Here is a 16845-nt window from a genome sequence, read left to right as displayed (position 1 = left end):
TTAAGAAAGGCATTTCTTTTTATGCTGTCTTCTATGTACAAAATCAAATGCAATATCGACTTTTTCTTGTTTCTGTTCTTTAGCTGCTCGCTCCGTAATAACAATGAGTTGGCCATTCTCCTGACGGTCAATTTTCTGGACTGAATATCCTTTAGCAGCGTAATATTCACCAATAATCTCATCAACGTGGTTACTAAGCAGATTCCTCTTTATCACCCTTATAACCTCCATTTATTTTATTTTTACTCTTTAAATATTTATATGTATACCATCCGCAGCCGTCAAATACGCTTATGTCCGCTCCAAGATGCCATCTAAACCAAACTAAGTTAAACCAGGCTGTATCAATTATGTGCTTTAAATAACCTATGTGCCTTCCTCCTTACAATGAAATAATCCTTTTAATTCAATATTTAAATTCTGCACCAAACAATGATTTGCATTCTTCTAAAGTAAATGGTTCTTCAAGAAACAACTCATTTTCTTTGTTAAATGTTATGCAAAATTGGTTCTCCCTTAGAGGAAGTGGGCAATCGCCTCGTCCTTCAACTTTAACAACGTCGCCTACTGCAATCGTTCCTCCTGTAATCAATTCTTTGAAATCTAAAGTTTCGTCATTATGCGATCCCCAATTAACTCCATCTAAATTCACAATTTTAAATTCATTCATGTTATATATTCCTCCTCATCCAGGCGTATAGCTTATATCCAATTCAAATTCGCATTTCGGATGCAGCCTCCAAATTTGATGTCCTAAGTATGTTTTCCTAGCGTAATTCAGACAGTTCCTTGTCCCACTTTTACTTCCGTCATAAACAGCTACTATTGCTTCACTGTGATCAATCATGTATTCATTTCGTTTCTGCATCTTAGCTGGTGAAAACTCACCTGGTTTATCTCCACTAACTTTATATTTATCTAATTCTTCAACATTAATAATCTCATCTGCCACATCAAGCATACGTTTGTACCACATTTTTTGGTCTGCAGACCACACTTTGTCTTGTTCTTTGAAAGGTGTAGCAATTATGTTTTTGATATGAGGGTGTTTCTTCTTTAGAATATGTACACACCAGCAAGCAGCCTGGTCAGTTCCTAATGCTCCACCAGTTATAAACCTGGACTTCTCTTCTTTTATGATTAACTCCTCAATCACTTCAAGCAGCTTATTTTTGAGTTTGAGCATTGTGGGATTTTTCATATCATAGCCACCCAATTTATTTGGTCTGTGACCGGTAAAGCAAACTGTCTTCTTTCTCAGTGTTTCTTGTTCTTCTAAAAGCCGCTCTCGTTCTTTTCTTTCATCAGCCCACTGCTTTTTCCATTCTGGATCATTTAACTTTGCAAAATCAATTGCCATAGTTCAGCTCCTTTCTCTTTAAAACAGTCTTTTTATTGTGATTCTGTAGGCTCAATTAAAAATCTCTTTCCTTCTTGGTTACTGTTTAAACAGCCAAGTCAAGATTAACTATTGCTTTCTTTCATACATTTGTATAACTTGATGTGCTTCGTGCTCTGAAAGCAGACCGCCCCCATTAAAACGCCTAACTATTTTTCGTTTTGCTTTACTGAGTGGAGACAAGCCATGTTTTTTGAACAGAGTCACGATATATTGTTTTTGTTTTGGTGTAATGAAATGAGGACTATATACTCGGTCATCTTGTCGCAAATAAGCTTGTAGGTTAGCCTTTAACTGTTCGCCTTGTCTTACTGCCATATGAAGATACATATTTTCTTTATAGACATCTTTCATATGATCGACTTGCCTTTTTAAATTTTCATTTTCTTCCCTTAATTGTGATTCCGTCATCTTTATTTCCCTCCCTTATTTCATATGTTTGTTATGATTTAATTTCAACAATTAGACTGTCTGGATAGTTCTTCAAATCAAGTGCGTTCACATGACAGTGTCCTACATGGCCTTCTTTATCAATGTAAGTATAGAAGAACTTTTCCCCATTATTGATGATAACTTCACCATGGTGCGTATACTCCATCTCTGAACCCTTATACCAGATCACTTTAACTTCAGTTCCTGGTTGGATTTTATCCGGGTCAAATATTGTTACTTCTTTTAGCAAGTTCATTTTCTCCATTTTTATTCCCCCGATGCTCATTTAACTTCAATTAGATTCTGTTTTAATCCCAATTAAAATGTTTGGGTCTAGCGACAAATTCGTAGTTCTCCTCCCAATCAAATTGTTTTAAACCATCTTCTTCAAATTCCCAGCATTCACCTAGTAAAGGATCATCTAATTCAGGAACTCTTTTCTTTAAAGTTCGAAGTTTGTTGAAATGACTAGCTGTTTTTAATTTAACTTTATCCATTGGTGCAAACTTCATTTTTTCATCTACTTTCTTTTAATTTTTAAACGCCATTTGTAGGCATCTGAGCCAATTCGATCGAATACTTTTTTCTTGCTTTTGTTTTTGATGGTTCTGTTATTCCAAGCAAAACTTTCGTGATCGTGTATTATATACTCCATATATGAAACATCATTCTACATTTTTAAAATCCTCCGATTCATTGCGTATTTTACAAAATGGTTTTACACCACTCGTTCATATCTGTTGAAATCTGGTCAATTTCAAACAACTTATCCTTTAAGATTTCTTCACCGTCTGCTGCATTAAAGCTTGCCAATCGTTCAAGTTTCTTTGAATAGTGCTTAATCTTTTCAATGCTTAATTCTAAATCCAAGGAACCCTCTTTAAGTTCAACCTCACCCATGTACTCCATTGTTGAACGAGTCCCGCATATTCCACAAAACGCTCTCTGTCTCTTATAAAATTTATCAATAATAGTGGTATGGCCGCAGCCAGTTCTGCAAATGTACTTGTAATGTGTCAAAAAAATCTCTTCCCTTCTATTCCATTAAAATTTTACTTTCATTTAGATATTAAATAACCAGAACTAATCTTTCTGAGCTTCGTGTAATTGCTGTATATAACCACCTATGATGAGTTTCTTTGTTTAAAACCTCATTTAGTACAACAACATTTTTCCATTGCGATCCTTGTGATTTATGACATGTTATTGCGTAGCCAAAATCGAAACTGTTGTAAACTTTATGTTCATATGGCAGCAGCTTAAATGTCGGATCGGTTAATAATTTATTTGGGATAGTAATTTTCCTGAAGTATGACTCTTCTGAAAAGTCAGGTCTGAAATCAATTGTTGTTGCCTCGTGTGTGAACTTTTCTTTGATCTCCTCTCTTTTATATACCTTTTTAACATACCCGGTCATTCCATTTACAAGGCTCACATCATCAATACTTTTATTCCAATCATTATTTAAACAAATCATTTTATCTCCATTTAAAGGTACATCACCTGTAAAACCTAAGACCTCTCTAATTTCCGAATTTAACTGTTTTCTTGTTCTGTTGTAACCGCATATGATTTGATCTGCTTTTTTATACAACCTATCTTTGACGTTTTCCCAAGTAGCATGCGTTATAACAACAGCCTCTCCATCTTTCCCATAAACGCCTGGTTCAATTTCTTGCTTAGTTCTGGCCAGCATTGAAAGTTTAATTATTGGATTTTCAGCTGCCTGTCGATGGATCTCCGTCAACTGAAAATCAGGATTATTAAACATCTTTAAAAACTCTTCGTTCCCATTCTGTGATACTGGAGGCAGCTGTCCAGTGTCACCAATAAATAATATCTTAATTCCGAAAGACTTTAGGTCTTGCATTATTTGACCATCCACCATTGAGGCTTCATCGATAACAATCAATTTTAAATCCTGTAACATACTCTTAGCTTTTTTAGCAACCTTGATTTCTCCGCTCTTATCCGTATAAACCTTGTATATTAAGCTATGTATAGTGCTCGCTTTGTATCTTCCCTGTGCTTTCTGTGTTACTACTAACGCTGCTTTACCGGTATAACAAGCAAAAGCCACTTCATCTAGCTTAATCCCTAATTTTTCAATAACATAATTCACCAATGTTGTTTTGCCTGTACCTGCGTAACCAGATAAAAAATATGTTTGATCTTGATTGCCTTTAAACCATTTTTCAATGCTTTCTACAGCTTGTTCTTGCGTCTTAGAAAGGCTGATATCCACTATCACATACATCCTTTTTATTTTTATTTAAAAGGCATCTTTTATTGGCTTAAATTTTATACTGAAGGATGTCTTGAATAACTTCAGCTAAATCTTCATCTGTTTTAATTTTTACGCCTTGGTCACTCCCGTAGAATGGAGCAAAAATCTCTAAATGGTCTTTCTGTGGGAGGATTTTAAATCCTTTTGATTCTGCTAGTTTGTACAAATTCGTATAATAGATAAAGCTTGTAAGTACCTTGTTATTTTGGTTCATTCCGCACCCCTTCAAAAAATTTCTTCTCACACTCTTCACATAAAGGCGGGTGAATAGGAAGCCCCTTACAGCCGCACATATATCCATCACAACACATAGTCATGTCCGCTTCTGTCATCTTTCCGCATTGGATACAAGGAACTATCTCACTCACTCCACGTCCTCCTTCTGACAGTCAGGACATAAAGTTTCAAAACCGTTCCCCTTCTCCGTGAATGTGTAATCACGGTGCAAAGCCCCATTCATATGCCCCTCCCATGATAACGGCTCCCCTATGTTTAAAACCTTCTCTTTACCGCACTTATCGCAAATAACAACCGTTTTGTATATAGTCTCAACCACTTCTTTATGAAATGCCATCACTCCGCGCCCTCCTTATTCTCCTAACTGTATCTGCTCGTCGAATCCTTGTTTAACTTCAAAATACCTTGCGAATTCTTCTCCAATAGACAGGACAACAATATCATCTAGATCAAATTCAAGTAACTTCTTAATTAAATCACGGTTCTTCATTCCGCGTCCTCCTTCACGATATATCCCTTTAAAATTGCCTTATTAAGATCATAAGCATGCATGCTGTTCAACGGTTCAAACAATCCAGTCCACGGATAAGTAACACCCATATTAATACCCAGTTGTTTCCCGACGAATTGAAGGCGTGCAAATTCTTTTTTATCCCCATTTGTTAAGTCGTTCACTCTCTGAGGGTCATTATCAGCCATTCTTAAATAAAACTTCATACCTTCCTTAATCGCCCGCGCCTGTTTCCGTGTGACCTCAACCTTATCGCTTGTTTTGATTGTGATTTTTGTCTTTGTCATTCCTCGTCCTCCTCATCATCATTTAAACCAACCAAGACATGGGGAAATTCTTCATGAGGATAATTCTTTAATGCGAACTCCATGCATTCCCATTCTGTCCCTGTGAACAATGTGGCATTATTTCTAGTATCAACAACACGTGCCGGATTCTTTTTTGTCTTCATCATTCCGCCGCGCCCTCCTCAAATATTTGAAACTCAACCCAAATATCTTTTAACAGAACCATCATTTCATTTTCATTTCTTATTGCGTTGTCTTCGACTGCATAAGGAATGTCAGCTTCAAAAATAACTAGATCATTGTCATCAATCATATTTTCTTGTAAAATCACACGTTTCATTCCGCGCCCTCCTCTTCAGTATCTATATTTAAACGGATTGGCAAAAACAAACACAGGTTTACGTTTATCGAACCCTATGCACAGAACTCTTTTACATCCGCAACCACTATCATATTCTTTGTGTATGCATATCAGCGGCTTAATGTTGTTTAAATCCCATTGTTCTTTACGATGTATGTCAAAGCTTTTAAATTTCATTCCGCGCCCTCCTCACTCATATTTTTCGGTATAACTATCCCAGCCGCAACGGCACTTTTGCGCGCACCATATTGAATGCCCTTCTTTATTCCGTTTCAACAGCTTCCCTGTTTTAACTGACGTTTCATACTCAACCGCCATTTCTCCATAATCAATAATCTGGTCGTTCCCGCATTCCGGGCATTCGGTGTATTCGTTCATTCCGCGCCCTCCTTCATCGCCTCTTCCAGTAAACTTAAATCGTCAGAATCTATCGCAAGAGTTTGATCTCCACAAAAAGGGCAATAAATTTCGGACGTGCTGGCAGGCCTTTCTAAGAATGTCCATTCCTCGCAGTCGTCGCAATAGTATCCGATTAATGTTCCATTCACTTTTGGCATTCCGTGTCCACCTTCTTCCGCCGCATCGAATTGACAAGCGTTTGAATCTCTCTTGTGATCCGCTCGGCCTCTTTTGCCCCTTGATCTATCACATTGAGTCTGTTTCGTTTTTTGAAAATCATCGCGTCATGCATGACATTGTTCACCTGTTCGCTCAATTCATCAAACAGATTGAAAAGCTGAATTGATTTAGTTTTCATCGCGCATCCACCTCAATAATTTCTCCACCAGACTATACCCCCCCAAAACAGGAGCAGGAATACTATGACTCCAATCATTCCGCGCCCTCCAATAACTCAGGATTTTCAAAAACGTTTCCAACAACCTCGATTTCATCAAGTCGATACCATAAAAACCTATCCAATTGACTCTTTTTGCTGACGTGGTTCATTCTGTCGATACCTTTCCGTCTCTCAATAACGTAACGGTCAATAACATTTTCTTTGAGTAAAGGATTCATAAACGATTCCTCAGTAATATCCTTTTGGTATATATCCTTCCCTTTCTTGTCCTTCAACCCTATACCCCACATGAGAACGGATTCACTGTCTCCGCTTTCTGCGATACTAACCCTGCACCCTATTCCTTCTTCGCGCCATAAAATCCATTCATCCATTTTTATTTCAAGGCTCAACCCTTCATCATCCCAATGATGCATCTGCTCGCCGTCCCACACTCTGTATGCTGTGTTCATCAATACCCCTCCTGCTGCCGCTGATGATTGACGGCGTTTTTCTCCATGTAAGCAGCTTCGATCTGTTCCCATTTAAAGCCGAAACCAATAGTTCCAATGCTCAAGAACAAGGACCAAGCCACGCTGAAACTGGTCTTTTTAGTGCTTGACATGTAAGAGTTTAACAACCACCATTTCATTTCTAGGAAAATACCTGTTAAACCGCCCTCGAATCCTTTTTTCTTCAATTCCTCAAATCCTTCTTCTTGTATATTCATAGCGTCTTCCCAGCCTTTTTTAATGGCTATTGAAAGAAAAAAGTGTACACAGTCCACGTATTCCTCAAGTAGTGGATTCGATTCACCCAGCTTTCCAGAGCCATTGCAGTCTTGGCATTTGGAATAAGGTTCAGTTGCATGTCCTTCTTCGAGATATTGCAAATTAATATCGTGATTTTCATCGCCAGTGCCATCACATGTTGGACAAAAATGCTCTATTTTCGTCCGTGGATTTTGATTTTTACTCCAATGTTTAAACCAGCGCCCCTCATTTGCAAATTCAGCTAACTCAGTATCTAAAGCCACATAAGTATTCGGCAGCAAGTCCTGTCCCTCAAGCCCCTTTTCTTTGATGATCCGTTCATCAAGCGCCTTTTGCATTTCAAACATTTTTTGTAGATTCATTGTTTCCGCTCCCTTATTTCCGCCCGCCGACGGTATTTTGTAGAAATTCATGCACATGACACATAAGCAGCATGCCGCCTTTTTCCGATCCATGCTTTTCACGGAAGACAGCCAATGCTTGTTCGAAAGCCTGCCTGTAATCCTGTTTCACTATTTCACCCCATCAATCCCGGCAGGACAGCGACAGCGAAGAAGAAAAGCCCCACGCATGCCCCGACTAGCCAGATATTTGTTTTATCCCGTTTAGCGATAATGGTATGATCGCCAATCATTTTCAGATCGTCAGACCGAGCAACCAGCGTCGGGATGTAGTCCGGGTGAACCTTTAAAAGCTCGGCCGCCTGCTCGACGGTCATTGCTTCGTCCTTCGTGGCCTTCACGTTCCGCTGAAGTTCTACTTGTAATGGCATCATTTTTGTTCCCCCTTAAATGACTGAAGCTGATACTGAAACTGTCTGCTCAACGCTTATCGTCGCTGCTTTTCTGTGAAATGTCTCACCATCTATAACAATTGATGTTTTCCTTGCTTTCTTGTATAACGACGGATATTTTTCAACAGATGAAGCAGGAACAAGCCCCCATACTATCCATTCATCCATTGAGTTCTCAATATCCTCGGCCTCGTAATAATTCCCCTCCGAAAATTCCTGTTCTAACCATTCGTCTAGTTCCAAGGAATTTTCAAATATATAGGCTTCGTCACATTCATGTTCATGAAAGACAAAGAAATATTCGAAAAAAGCGCCAGTACCATTTGACTTAACAAAATCAACAAATTCCCGCCAGTTACTTTTCAAACCACCTTGATCAACATGTTTCACTTTCATTCCGCATCATTCTCCAATCCCCAGATTTTATCTTCCAAATCGCTATTTGCAGATTCGAAATCTCTTGTTATCTGTTCCAGTTCTTCAATTTCCGATCTTAATTTTTTGTTCTCCACCTTTAGCCGTCGAATTTCTTCCTCGTCATGCCTAGATTTCTTTCTGAGCCGCTGGACTTCGTCGAACAAATTTTTGTTAATTTGTTCTTGTGATAATCCGCTCATTCCGCATCACCCTCCCATGCAGCAGGAAACTGACCGTTTAAGGCCTTCCTTACCACTCCGAAAGGGTCGTCCTCTTCATCGGTGAATGTAGCAAGCAACCTTCTGAAATTGTCATTCTCTTTTGTAAGCCGCTGTATCTCTTCCTGAGCCTGCCGAAACTGATTGACCGCGATTTCCTGCTGACGCTTGTTTTCCTCGATAGTAGCCTGCTGCTTTTTCATAAAACCGATCATTATGTCTTTGACATAACTTTGCTCGATGATGTAACAAGGCCCTGTGTTTAAATCAAATGGCTTCAACTCTTCTTCAGAAGCTAAATGCCACAATGACAAGTCACATATAATTTCCTTTAATTTATCCATACTCTTCCTCCTTATTTCAATCTCGATAAAACTTACATTTTATTTTTATCCTTAAAATATTCATGCTGATTTACAACATCTCGAAGTATGTATTGTATTTCCTCTAAATTGTCTTTAACAAAGTCCAGGTCTCCTATTGCCATTCTGATTTCATTATTCTCTATGCTGCGCAAAGACCTTTCGCAAGATGCTAAGAGCTTTGCATATTTCCTTAAAACCATAGTTCTTATTTGATTATTAGTTGGTTCATTAATCAATAATTAAAGCTATCTCCTTTCCTGATTCTAATTCGATTATATAACCTCAACCATATGTTGTAAATAATTATTTTATTTTTACTCTAAATAATTTTAAAAAAATCAGCTTTACTCATACTGTAAAGCTGCTGTCTTCATAAACGTCTTCATGCCGTCCAGTTTCCAAAGAGTTTCATTTATTTTGTCTCTAAATTCTAAAACTGAAGCATGATCCATTCTAATCCTCAAACAATCCCCATTGTTTTTAAAAATAATCTCTATGTAGTAATCTCCACTTTGTATGTTCTTAGAACCAACACTCATGGAAACTGATCTCATAATGTCTTTCAAGTCAATTTCAAGATTAAAATCCATTGTATGCTCCAGTCTGACTAAAAAGTCACCAATTTTTTATGTCTCATGATGACTGACAAGATGTGTATGTACATTTATTTTATTGATAACAGCTGAGAAGATTTATAGCCTTCATTTTCAAACGAATCGTCTATTTCTTCGGCATAAGAGGTTGTTATTTCTGCATCCTCTGTACACATGATGTCTACATCAAATAGTGCCTCATATTTTTCTTGATCTTTTTGAAGAAACCCCATTTTTCCTGTTTTATTTCTTAATTTCTTTTTAATTGATTGATATGCGAACAAAAGTGCTTCCTCTTCATTCTTGGCTTTTATTCTGCCGAAAAAAGGAATGCACAGCTCCCCTTGAATAAAATAATCCTTTTCTGACATACGTTTCCCTCTCTCTGGTAGTAATTAACCGAACTTACGTTCCCTTTTTTGTTGACTTAATTATAACCTTTTACCTAGTTAGTGGCAAATCTTTTTTCTTTCATTTAAAAACTTGGAAAGAATTGATATAGTATGATAAGCAATACTATAACAGGAGGTTGTCCGATGCTTGAGGTTGAAATCGGACAATGTTTGATATCCATTCTCCTTGAAAGTAGAGGAATGTCCTTAGGAGAACTTTCAAAGCGAACAGGCATTAGTACGCAAAGATTAAGTGACTATGCAAACGGCTTTAGACCTTCCATGAATATAAAAACGGCTAAAATCATTGCTATTGCACTTAACTGTTCGATTGAAGATCTCTATGAATGGAAAATCAAACATTGACTTAAACGCTAGGGAGTTTGGCCTAGCGAACCTCCTTGTACCCTTTTCAGGGTATAGAACTATTTTACTGCATATGTACAAATTTGTCTCTGTCTAACTTTGTCGAATTCTGAAAAATATGAACAAAATCCTGATATTTTTCTAAAAATATCACGAGTTAATTCACATTGTTTTTATTTTTACTCTAAAAGTTATGTAAAGTTAATCCCTGTAACAGGGATTAAGAATTAGCCTCAATTACTTCAGACTTGATACAATATTTTTCTAAGTTCTCCATATTCACTACTTTCCTCAGTGATTGTGAATTAAACTCCGCGTCTTCATTCAGGAATCCATATTGTCTAGTTATTTTTTTATAATCAGGTACTTTTAATTCACCCTTCTCTTTATATATCTCATACGCCATGTTGAGCTTTCCTGAGTTGATAAGATTTTTAGGTGTAAAGAAAGGTTCTTCTAAAAATTTTTGAAACTGACTAAAAGAACGGTGAACTAAAAATTTGTCAGCTTTCATACTCTGATTAGAACTCTTATATTTTAGCCTAAAAATATTTTCGCTTTTAACTAATGTGGCAAATTTGTTTTTAAGGCCACTATCTGGAGAACCATTGCTAAGATGATATGTTCTTTGGTCATTAGCACGCTTAAGCAACTCATAACATTTATCACTTACAGTAATTATTCTTATACCATGTTTATCATCTACCAGCTTCACCTTGTTATCATCGAGTAAATCATCACCTGTTAAATTCAGTAACTCAGAATGCTGATAACCATCTATACCTTCATAAATAGCCTGTATCATGGCCTTATCCTGATAATTAACCATAAAATCAACATACTCTTCTACTTCTTTATTGGTGAATAGTGTTTTTTTGTTTTTGTCTATAAACTGCTTTAGGTCACCATCCTGTATCTGATACACTTTGTTAATATTACTGTTTGCCAAGCCATTTTCCATTGCCCATGTTGTGTATTGTCCAATTACAGCTCTTGCTCCTCTTAGTGAATCTATAGATTTGCTATCTAAATCTAAAAATAACGTACGCAGCTCTTCCAAAGAAAAATTAAATATGTCTTTTTGAAGTATTTTTTCTGTAGCTGAGAAATCCCTTAGCCTTAGCCAATAATGGTTTCTTGTTGCTTCACTTTCGTATTTCTCTAAAAACTTTTCCTTCAATTCAGCATTATACATTTCACTCATATTAAATTCTCCTTTAAGCTTTAAACAACAGCAATTTCATCATAAAATATTCTCTTTAGTTTCTTCTTCATAGCAGTCTTCAGTTGATTTTCATTATTTCGTCTTCCTAATTCTTCAAACACTCTTCCGCTCTTACTAAAGTCAATTGTATTAAGGATACTTTCAAGCTTGTTTAGTTCTACATTGTTTTCCTTCATCTTCTTGGCCAAATAAACATAACCGTAAAACATTACGTTATGATTAATGTATGATTGCTTTCTAATGGACGATAAATCATCTTCAAGAAATTCATCTGGGAAGGCATAAAAAAGGTTATCAAAAAAGTCGACCAGGTATTTCGCAATTTTCAACGCATCTTTTCGAGATTTCAACTCAAATGCATCGTCTATAGCTTCGGATAAAGTATAATATGTCACAAGGAAATTGCTATCGATACCAATTTCACTTTGTGGGCTTATTTTATTTTTAAGTTCACTTTTAAATTTCAGCTGCTCGACAACTGTTGAAGAATACCGTTTTTGCCCTAATTCTTCAATTCTGGATTTTTCAACTGGGTTTATTGTGTTCATTTGAGCAAAGTGAACCTTAGCCTTTTCTTCATCGTAATTGAGTACATTTAAAATGAATGGTTGATCCAATTCAGGGACTTCAGCAATGGCCTTAACAATACCTGAAATTCGATGGTATCCATCTAGAGCATCTAATAAGGTTCCGCGTGTTACAGTGAGGGTTTGAGTGCTTGGATCATATTCAACTTCTTCATCACCATCAGATGTTCCAAGACGAGCGTTAAAAGTTAACATTGATACAATTAAATCACCTTTGATAAACAATTCTTTGATCTCATCAACTGATTTAGGGTTTGTTTTAGGGACAGGAATAAGACTGCCTTTAATATACTTTCCTTCACGCTGAGTGTTGTAATTGTACTGCAGGATGGAGCTATTATATAACTCACTAAGTTCTTTGGCAGTAATGGAAGTGACATAGTTATCCTCTTTGATTTTAATCACATTTTTAAACTTGTATGGGAGCTTAACTACTTCTTCACCGGCGAATACTCTCCCACCTTCAAGCTCTTTTGCCAATCTGGTTGGAAAATAATTTGACGGATCTAAAGCTGGCGCTCCAAGAATTGAATACATCTCTTTTGAAACAATGTAGACTTCTTTTTCGTTTAAACGCTGTACGTTGTTATCATTATTATTTAAAATTTCTTGGATATAACCAGGGAGTGCCTTGTATTTTTCCGCCATCGTAGCTTTTAATTCCTTCACCATATTGGAATCATCTTTAATATCAATAAGCCTTTCCTCTATTTCACTTTTTAACTTATAAAGTTTATCCGTTGTTAACAAAACATCAGACACATTATCACCTCACATAATCATATTAAATTTATCATTATTTTCATAAGCAAGTAAAGCTTTTATATGATAATTTGTATCACTTATTCAAAAACATTTTAAGTTTACTCTGTATATACATGTCTGATTTTAAAAAGAATTCTTTATATTGCTCTAATGTAACATCATCTAAAAAGGTCATATCTTCTTTTTGATCAACCAAAACCCCTGGATCTTGAGAATAATCCCTTTCACTGACTAAATAATGATCATTCAAAACATTGATATTGCTGTGACCAGAGAACGCTGCCACTTTTTTAATATCACCATTAACGCTGTAAGAAAAGTTTGTTGCAGTATTGCGTAAACTATGCGGAGTTATCTTTCTTTCTTTGGGAATACCCATAACTCTACATACGCGATTCCACATATCCTGTATTGAATCAACTGTTAACTTATGAAATAACAGTTCATGTTCCCCATACTCTTGCTTTAACAGCAACAACTCTTCATAAAAAGCTGTGGAAATTCCAACTGGCCTAGCCTTTTTTTGCTTAGTTTTTTTAAAGTTGACGAGATAGCATTGATGCTTTTCTGAATAAGTAATATCATCCCACCCAACTCTAAGCACCTCTGATTTACGCCCTCCAGTGCGTGCACTAAACAAAATAAACATCTTTTTCATTAATCTGTTCTGCCGCTCAGTAACATACGCTGCCTCAGCAAATTCATCAGCTTCAGATATTCCTTCAAAAGAGCCTGCTGGGTTCTTTTCTGTTGGAAGAGGCCTAAAATTAAATACAGATGCATCACACTTATGTTCAGATTCAAGATACTTAATCATACTTTTCAGTGCGGCAATCTTGTTGTTAATTGTTGAATTGGAGTTACTTTTATTTTTAGCCAAATGGCTTCGATAATCATACAGGTCACTCTTCTTGATCGCCAGGTCACTCTCAGTTAAATATTCAATATCCTTGGCAGCATAGTGGTTGAAAAACTCTCTTATATGCCTTTCATACGTGGCTCTAGTATTAGACTTTTCAATTTCTCCAGTTTTTTGATCCCTGTTTCTTAAATCTAATTCATCAAACCACCTATTTATGTTGTTGAATATTGAATAATCCCTTAGTGTTGACGCTTTCTTTTGAGCTTCCATACTGACACCTCATATCATTTTTTTCATTAAGTATTGATCAAATTCTTTCCACGCAACAATCCATTCATTTTCACCTTGAATATTACTCAGCAGCATTATATTGGCGTTACAGATTTCCATTTGCTTTAACATGTCGTATTCTTTAAGAGCGTTAATTAAGATGTCTGCATTCATTTTATCACACCTAATTTATTTTTATCCTATAATAAAATTCAGTTTAGGACATTTACCCTCTCGTCCTTACAGACGTTTATAATTGGCATCCCCGTCAATTCCTCATAAAGCTCCTCTTCGAACCCAACCCATTCATCACTTGTTGCTTCTCTTCGTAAGAACTCATTATAAGCAACTGCTATCTCAGGCTGCTCTAGAAATTTTAAAACGATCATATGCTTTTTCCAAACTTTAGCCTTGTTTTCTTCTGTGTAATATTTATTATTCATTTTAATTTTACTCCTTAAATGCATTTTATAGAATTCTTTTGTTCTTTAATGAGGTTATATTCTTTATGATTTTTTCTCATTGTAGTTACATTATTAGGTGTAAACACATCTGGATCCTCTAGGTGGAGATTTACTCGTGTGAAGTTCTTTAGTTGTTTTATGTATTGATATTGTCTTAATGATGTAATCTTCAACTCTTCCTTTTGAGTGGCACTGGTTGTTTCCATTGTTTCATCTCCCAACAACGTTCATCTTGTAACTTCATTATATATGTTGCTACAATAATATGCAATAATTTATTTTATTTTTATTCACGACAAATAACACATCCCCTATGTATGTGTTAAAATGTCTGCTGATTTGTCTTTAGTCCTCATTAGGATACCTTTGCTTTATATTTTGGTCTAATCATTTCTGCTTCATTTTCAAGATGATTATCTTCCTGGGAAATTTCTAAATTAATATCTCCCATTTCCATGTATCCCTTAGCCATTTCCTCATAAGAAAGTGCTTTCCCGAAATGCTTTTTCATTTTAATTCCCCCATGGTCTTATATTTGGTTTTATAAAATATAGGAACTTCCCCTTTAAATTAGAAAAGACGCCTGATCCTTTGGATCAAACGTCTAGCCGTTGACTATGTAAAAGCCTAGTTGTGTTATGCTCCTCTGCTAGCTGAAGCCACTGTGATATCTCCGTTAGCAGTTTGGACTGATTGTTGTCCACTTACAAATCCTACAGTTAAAGCTAGTAAAATGACAATCGCGCAATAAAATTTCTTCATTCTTTCACCTCCTTTCAAGTAAAGAAAACTAGAGCGCAATTAAATTTAATATTTCATCTGAATATCCACGCTTTTTCAATTCAAGCAAAGGTAGATTTAGACAGAGCCTATCGCCTGACTTTTTGAATTTCTTTATACTCTCGTGAAAATTGGACATATCATTATACAGCAAGCCCTTAACGTGATAAAGAAACCCTAAATCATCATCCAGAACATCATGTTCTTCAATTTTTTTAATTACATCTTCTGCTTTCTTAGTTTCTTTGATATTAGTCAAATAAAAAGCAGCTTCAATCATATCCGGTATTTCTTGAGACTCGAAATCTACCCATTTGTTTTCTCTCACCCAGACATTATCTAAAAAGCAAAGTGCGAGTCGCAATTTATAATGATGATGGTTATTGTCTTTTGCAAAGTTCAAGCCTTTTTCATAGCATAGTTTTGCTTTATCATAATCTTCAAAAATGTATGTATTCCCAAGTGTTAAATAACTAAATACAATCAATCTGTTATTATTGCATTCTTCAATTACAGCGCTACAATGTTTTCGGGTTTCTTCTAGTTCATAATCATTTAAGCTTATATTGGCCTTTAACAGTTCAATTCGACCAATGTACGAATCTTTTATAAATCCATCAGACAGTTCGTCAATCTCCAGAAACTGAGCTGTACTTTTCATTAAGCCAAATTCTCCAATTTTCAAGTATTCATACATAATCATAATATTCGAAAATGAATACATTTCAGGAGATTTAATTCTATATTTCCCAGTTTCCCGGATCGCTTCATTTATAGAAATTTTATTATTATTCAGTTTTCTATGTAGGGAATAAACCTGTCCCCATTCACGACTTATTGAATTAGATGATTCGCAAAGATTGCCTACGATCTTATCAGTTAACGCATTCCACTGATTTAAATCTGCATATTCAACAGATTGTCTAGCACATTTTTTGTTGGGATCCAATGATAAGAAGTAATCACTTAGAAGCTGCTCTTCATTATCAGGAAACAAGCTTTTAACAATATTAATTAAACCGCCTAAGTTGTCCATTTCTTTCTCTGGGGTGTTGATGAATTTGTAAAAGCCATTAACCTTTTCGTAACCTGCTATTTTTGAGAGTTTCGCTGCGAGCTGGTTGTCTTTTTCACATTCATTCTTAATCTTCTGCTTAAGATTCATTGGTTACTCCACCCCTTCCCAACTAATGTTCCCTTGTTTATAATATACATTAGAGTTGTCAGAATTACAAGTATTTATTTTATTTTTATTCTAATTATTTTTTGAAGGATCCTTATCTGATTAAAATTCGTATTTTATATAAACACAATGAGGGTTAATCCTCATCGTGCATAACTGGCCAAAAATATTTCTCTATCTTCTTTTTTATTTCCTTTTGTGCATCTTCATCAAGTTTATTGAATATAGATTTCATAAGCGAACGTTGCTCAAATATAATGTCAATGAGCACCTCCCTTTTTTGATTCTTATAGCCACTACGCGTCGTAAGCCACTCATCATCATAACCAATACATTCTAATAATAATGTTTGCATATTTTTATTTCTTTTTTTAATATGCTCAGCACGTTTCATTCCTTCTTTGTATCCTCTTTTAAAAGCATCGGATTCCAGCTTATTGAATTCATATTGTTTCTGAATCTCTTCATAGCTCATGTTTTATTCCGCCTTTTGTAAATCT

General features: G+C 35.8%; 36 protein-coding genes. 1 reads left to right on the top strand and 35 read right to left on the bottom strand.

Going from position 1 to position 16845, the window contains the following annotated elements; all coding sequences use genetic code 11:
- The 25 genes from NYE62_RS09465 to NYE62_RS09345 form a co-directional block, all read right to left on the bottom strand.
- On the bottom strand, window positions 1-231 hold the full coding sequence (locus NYE62_RS09465) for a hypothetical protein (RefSeq protein ID WP_205164328.1): 231 nt from the start codon (window positions 229-231) through the stop codon (window positions 1-3).
- 175 nt (window positions 232-406) lie between these two features.
- Window positions 407-670 (bottom strand): hypothetical protein, encoded by a 264-nt coding sequence (locus NYE62_RS09460; RefSeq protein ID WP_048355014.1) that lies wholly within the window; start codon window positions 668-670, stop codon window positions 407-409.
- A gap of 15 nt (window positions 671-685) precedes the next feature.
- Window positions 686-1360: an SLOG family protein gene (locus NYE62_RS09455; protein ID WP_166851895.1), complete on the bottom strand. Its 675-nt coding sequence runs from the start codon at window positions 1358-1360 to the stop codon at window positions 686-688.
- Between the two features lie 108 nt (window positions 1361-1468).
- Window positions 1469-1810: a hypothetical protein gene (locus NYE62_RS09450; RefSeq protein ID WP_169539259.1), complete on the bottom strand. Its 342-nt coding sequence runs from the start codon at window positions 1808-1810 to the stop codon at window positions 1469-1471.
- Between the two features lie 31 nt (window positions 1811-1841).
- Window positions 1842-2096, bottom strand: a complete 255-nt coding sequence (locus NYE62_RS09445; RefSeq protein WP_169539258.1) for a hypothetical protein — start codon at window positions 2094-2096, stop codon at window positions 1842-1844.
- 43 nt (window positions 2097-2139) lie between these two features.
- Window positions 2140-2343, bottom strand: a complete 204-nt coding sequence (locus tag NYE62_RS09440) for a hypothetical protein (RefSeq protein ID WP_110124776.1) — start codon at window positions 2341-2343, stop codon at window positions 2140-2142.
- A gap of 193 nt (window positions 2344-2536) precedes the next feature.
- Window positions 2537-2851, bottom strand: coding sequence for a hypothetical protein (locus NYE62_RS09435; protein WP_265463624.1), 315 nt, complete (start codon window positions 2849-2851; stop codon window positions 2537-2539).
- Window positions 2852-2900: 49 nt separating this feature from the next.
- Complete coding sequence (locus NYE62_RS09430; protein ID WP_236824402.1) at window positions 2901-4076, bottom strand: ATP-dependent RecD-like DNA helicase; 1176 nt, start codon at window positions 4074-4076, stop codon at window positions 2901-2903.
- Between the two features lie 49 nt (window positions 4077-4125).
- The gene (locus NYE62_RS09425) at window positions 4126-4332 is read right to left on the bottom strand and encodes a hypothetical protein (protein ID WP_332274855.1); all 207 of its coding nucleotides are present in this window, start codon (window positions 4330-4332) and stop codon (window positions 4126-4128) included.
- A gap of 150 nt (window positions 4333-4482) precedes the next feature.
- Window positions 4483-4695, bottom strand: coding sequence for a hypothetical protein (locus NYE62_RS09420; RefSeq protein WP_217898731.1), 213 nt, complete (start codon window positions 4693-4695; stop codon window positions 4483-4485).
- Window positions 4696-4707: 12 nt separating this feature from the next.
- Window positions 4708-4845: a hypothetical protein gene (locus NYE62_RS09415; RefSeq protein WP_176428396.1), complete on the bottom strand. Its 138-nt coding sequence runs from the start codon at window positions 4843-4845 to the stop codon at window positions 4708-4710.
- Complete coding sequence (locus NYE62_RS09410; protein WP_342497418.1) at window positions 4842-5153, bottom strand: hypothetical protein; 312 nt, start codon at window positions 5151-5153, stop codon at window positions 4842-4844. The genes NYE62_RS09415 and NYE62_RS09410 overlap by 4 nt, the downstream gene beginning before the upstream one ends.
- Window positions 5150-5320: a hypothetical protein gene (locus tag NYE62_RS09405; protein ID WP_342497417.1), complete on the bottom strand. Its 171-nt coding sequence runs from the start codon at window positions 5318-5320 to the stop codon at window positions 5150-5152. The genes NYE62_RS09410 and NYE62_RS09405 overlap by 4 nt, the downstream gene beginning before the upstream one ends.
- The gene (locus NYE62_RS09400; protein ID WP_342497416.1) at window positions 5317-5493 is read right to left on the bottom strand and encodes a hypothetical protein; all 177 of its coding nucleotides are present in this window, start codon (window positions 5491-5493) and stop codon (window positions 5317-5319) included. The genes NYE62_RS09405 and NYE62_RS09400 overlap by 4 nt, the downstream gene beginning before the upstream one ends.
- Before the next feature lie 210 nt (window positions 5494-5703).
- Window positions 5704-5892 (bottom strand): hypothetical protein, encoded by a 189-nt coding sequence (locus tag NYE62_RS09395; RefSeq protein ID WP_334751313.1) that lies wholly within the window; start codon window positions 5890-5892, stop codon window positions 5704-5706.
- A gap of 166 nt (window positions 5893-6058) precedes the next feature.
- Complete coding sequence (locus tag NYE62_RS09390) at window positions 6059-6271, bottom strand: hypothetical protein (protein ID WP_124692815.1); 213 nt, start codon at window positions 6269-6271, stop codon at window positions 6059-6061.
- A 74-nt stretch (window positions 6272-6345) separates the two neighbouring features.
- The gene (locus NYE62_RS09385; RefSeq protein WP_342497415.1) at window positions 6346-6765 is read right to left on the bottom strand and encodes a YopX family protein; all 420 of its coding nucleotides are present in this window, start codon (window positions 6763-6765) and stop codon (window positions 6346-6348) included.
- Window positions 6765-7427 carry a dUTP diphosphatase gene (locus NYE62_RS09380; protein ID WP_241457956.1) on the bottom strand — a complete coding sequence of 221 codons (663 nt, stop codon included), beginning with the start codon at window positions 7425-7427 and terminating at the stop codon, window positions 6765-6767. Before NYE62_RS09380 ends, NYE62_RS09385 begins: the two co-directional genes overlap by 1 nt.
- A 13-nt stretch (window positions 7428-7440) precedes the next feature.
- A complete protein-coding gene (locus NYE62_RS09375; protein WP_342497414.1) occupies window positions 7441-7578 on the bottom strand; it encodes a hypothetical protein in 138 nt (45 codons plus the stop codon).
- 4 nt (window positions 7579-7582) lie between these two features.
- Window positions 7583-7840, bottom strand: coding sequence for a hypothetical protein (locus tag NYE62_RS09370; protein WP_043867112.1), 258 nt, complete (start codon window positions 7838-7840; stop codon window positions 7583-7585).
- A 12-nt stretch (window positions 7841-7852) separates the two neighbouring features.
- Complete coding sequence (locus NYE62_RS09365) at window positions 7853-8254, bottom strand: hypothetical protein (protein ID WP_146284101.1); 402 nt, start codon at window positions 8252-8254, stop codon at window positions 7853-7855.
- A complete protein-coding gene (locus NYE62_RS09360; RefSeq protein ID WP_047936196.1) occupies window positions 8251-8475 on the bottom strand; it encodes a hypothetical protein in 225 nt (74 codons plus the stop codon). Before NYE62_RS09360 ends, NYE62_RS09365 begins: the two co-directional genes overlap by 4 nt.
- Entirely contained in the window at window positions 8472-8837 is a 366-nt protein-coding gene (locus tag NYE62_RS09355; RefSeq protein WP_342497413.1) for a hypothetical protein, read from the bottom strand. The genes NYE62_RS09360 and NYE62_RS09355 overlap by 4 nt, the downstream gene beginning before the upstream one ends.
- Window positions 8838-9202: 365 nt before the next feature.
- Window positions 9203-9448 (bottom strand): hypothetical protein, encoded by a 246-nt coding sequence (locus tag NYE62_RS09350; protein WP_045207902.1) that lies wholly within the window; start codon window positions 9446-9448, stop codon window positions 9203-9205.
- A 74-nt stretch (window positions 9449-9522) separates the two neighbouring features.
- Entirely contained in the window at window positions 9523-9822 is a 300-nt protein-coding gene (locus NYE62_RS09345) for a hypothetical protein (RefSeq protein WP_045207904.1), read from the bottom strand.
- Between the two features lie 165 nt (window positions 9823-9987).
- Between NYE62_RS09345 and NYE62_RS09340 the strand changes: the two genes are divergently transcribed.
- Entirely contained in the window at window positions 9988-10209 is a 222-nt protein-coding gene (locus NYE62_RS09340) for a helix-turn-helix transcriptional regulator (RefSeq protein ID WP_045207905.1), read from the top strand.
- A 220-nt stretch (window positions 10210-10429) separates the two neighbouring features.
- Here NYE62_RS09340 and NYE62_RS09335 read toward each other — a convergent pair whose 3' ends face one another.
- The 10 genes from NYE62_RS09335 to NYE62_RS09290 all read right to left on the bottom strand — a co-directional run bounded on the left by NYE62_RS09335 (window position 10430) and on the right by NYE62_RS09290 (window position 16820).
- Window positions 10430-11413: an integrase gene (locus NYE62_RS09335; RefSeq protein ID WP_094032751.1), complete on the bottom strand. Its 984-nt coding sequence runs from the start codon at window positions 11411-11413 to the stop codon at window positions 10430-10432.
- A gap of 20 nt (window positions 11414-11433) precedes the next feature.
- Window positions 11434-12783, bottom strand: coding sequence for a DNA sulfur modification protein DndB (locus tag NYE62_RS09330; RefSeq protein ID WP_241458243.1), 1350 nt, complete (start codon window positions 12781-12783; stop codon window positions 11434-11436).
- A 76-nt stretch (window positions 12784-12859) separates the two neighbouring features.
- Window positions 12860-13918, bottom strand: a complete 1059-nt coding sequence (locus NYE62_RS09325) for a tyrosine-type recombinase/integrase (RefSeq protein ID WP_342497412.1) — start codon at window positions 13916-13918, stop codon at window positions 12860-12862.
- A gap of 9 nt (window positions 13919-13927) precedes the next feature.
- Window positions 13928-14092 carry a hypothetical protein gene (locus tag NYE62_RS09320; RefSeq protein WP_165867604.1) on the bottom strand — a complete coding sequence of 55 codons (165 nt, stop codon included), beginning with the start codon at window positions 14090-14092 and terminating at the stop codon, window positions 13928-13930.
- 38 nt (window positions 14093-14130) lie between these two features.
- Window positions 14131-14361, bottom strand: coding sequence for a hypothetical protein (locus NYE62_RS09315; RefSeq protein WP_014471999.1), 231 nt, complete (start codon window positions 14359-14361; stop codon window positions 14131-14133).
- Window positions 14362-14375: 14 nt separating this feature from the next.
- Complete coding sequence (locus tag NYE62_RS09310; RefSeq protein WP_014472000.1) at window positions 14376-14588, bottom strand: hypothetical protein; 213 nt, start codon at window positions 14586-14588, stop codon at window positions 14376-14378.
- A gap of 149 nt (window positions 14589-14737) precedes the next feature.
- Entirely contained in the window at window positions 14738-14893 is a 156-nt protein-coding gene (locus tag NYE62_RS09305) for a hypothetical protein (RefSeq protein WP_181461935.1), read from the bottom strand.
- 125 nt (window positions 14894-15018) lie between these two features.
- A complete protein-coding gene (locus tag NYE62_RS09300; protein WP_142671704.1) occupies window positions 15019-15144 on the bottom strand; it encodes a lysogeny pheromone AimP family peptide in 126 nt (41 codons plus the stop codon).
- A 28-nt stretch (window positions 15145-15172) separates the two neighbouring features.
- Window positions 15173-16327 carry an AimR family lysis-lysogeny pheromone receptor gene (locus tag NYE62_RS09295; protein ID WP_342497411.1) on the bottom strand — a complete coding sequence of 385 codons (1155 nt, stop codon included), beginning with the start codon at window positions 16325-16327 and terminating at the stop codon, window positions 15173-15175.
- Between the two features lie 154 nt (window positions 16328-16481).
- Complete coding sequence (locus NYE62_RS09290) at window positions 16482-16820, bottom strand: hypothetical protein (protein ID WP_342497410.1); 339 nt, start codon at window positions 16818-16820, stop codon at window positions 16482-16484.
- Window positions 16821-16845: the final 25 nt, after the last annotated feature.

Origin of the sequence: Bacillus sp. FSL K6-2861 (assembly GCF_038630725.1) — a bacterium.
GTDB lineage: Bacteria > Bacillota > Bacilli > Bacillales > Bacillaceae > Bacillus > Bacillus velezensis.
The sequence above is the reverse complement of the archived record's forward strand: the minus strand, read 5'-3'. Positions and strand labels throughout refer to the sequence as shown.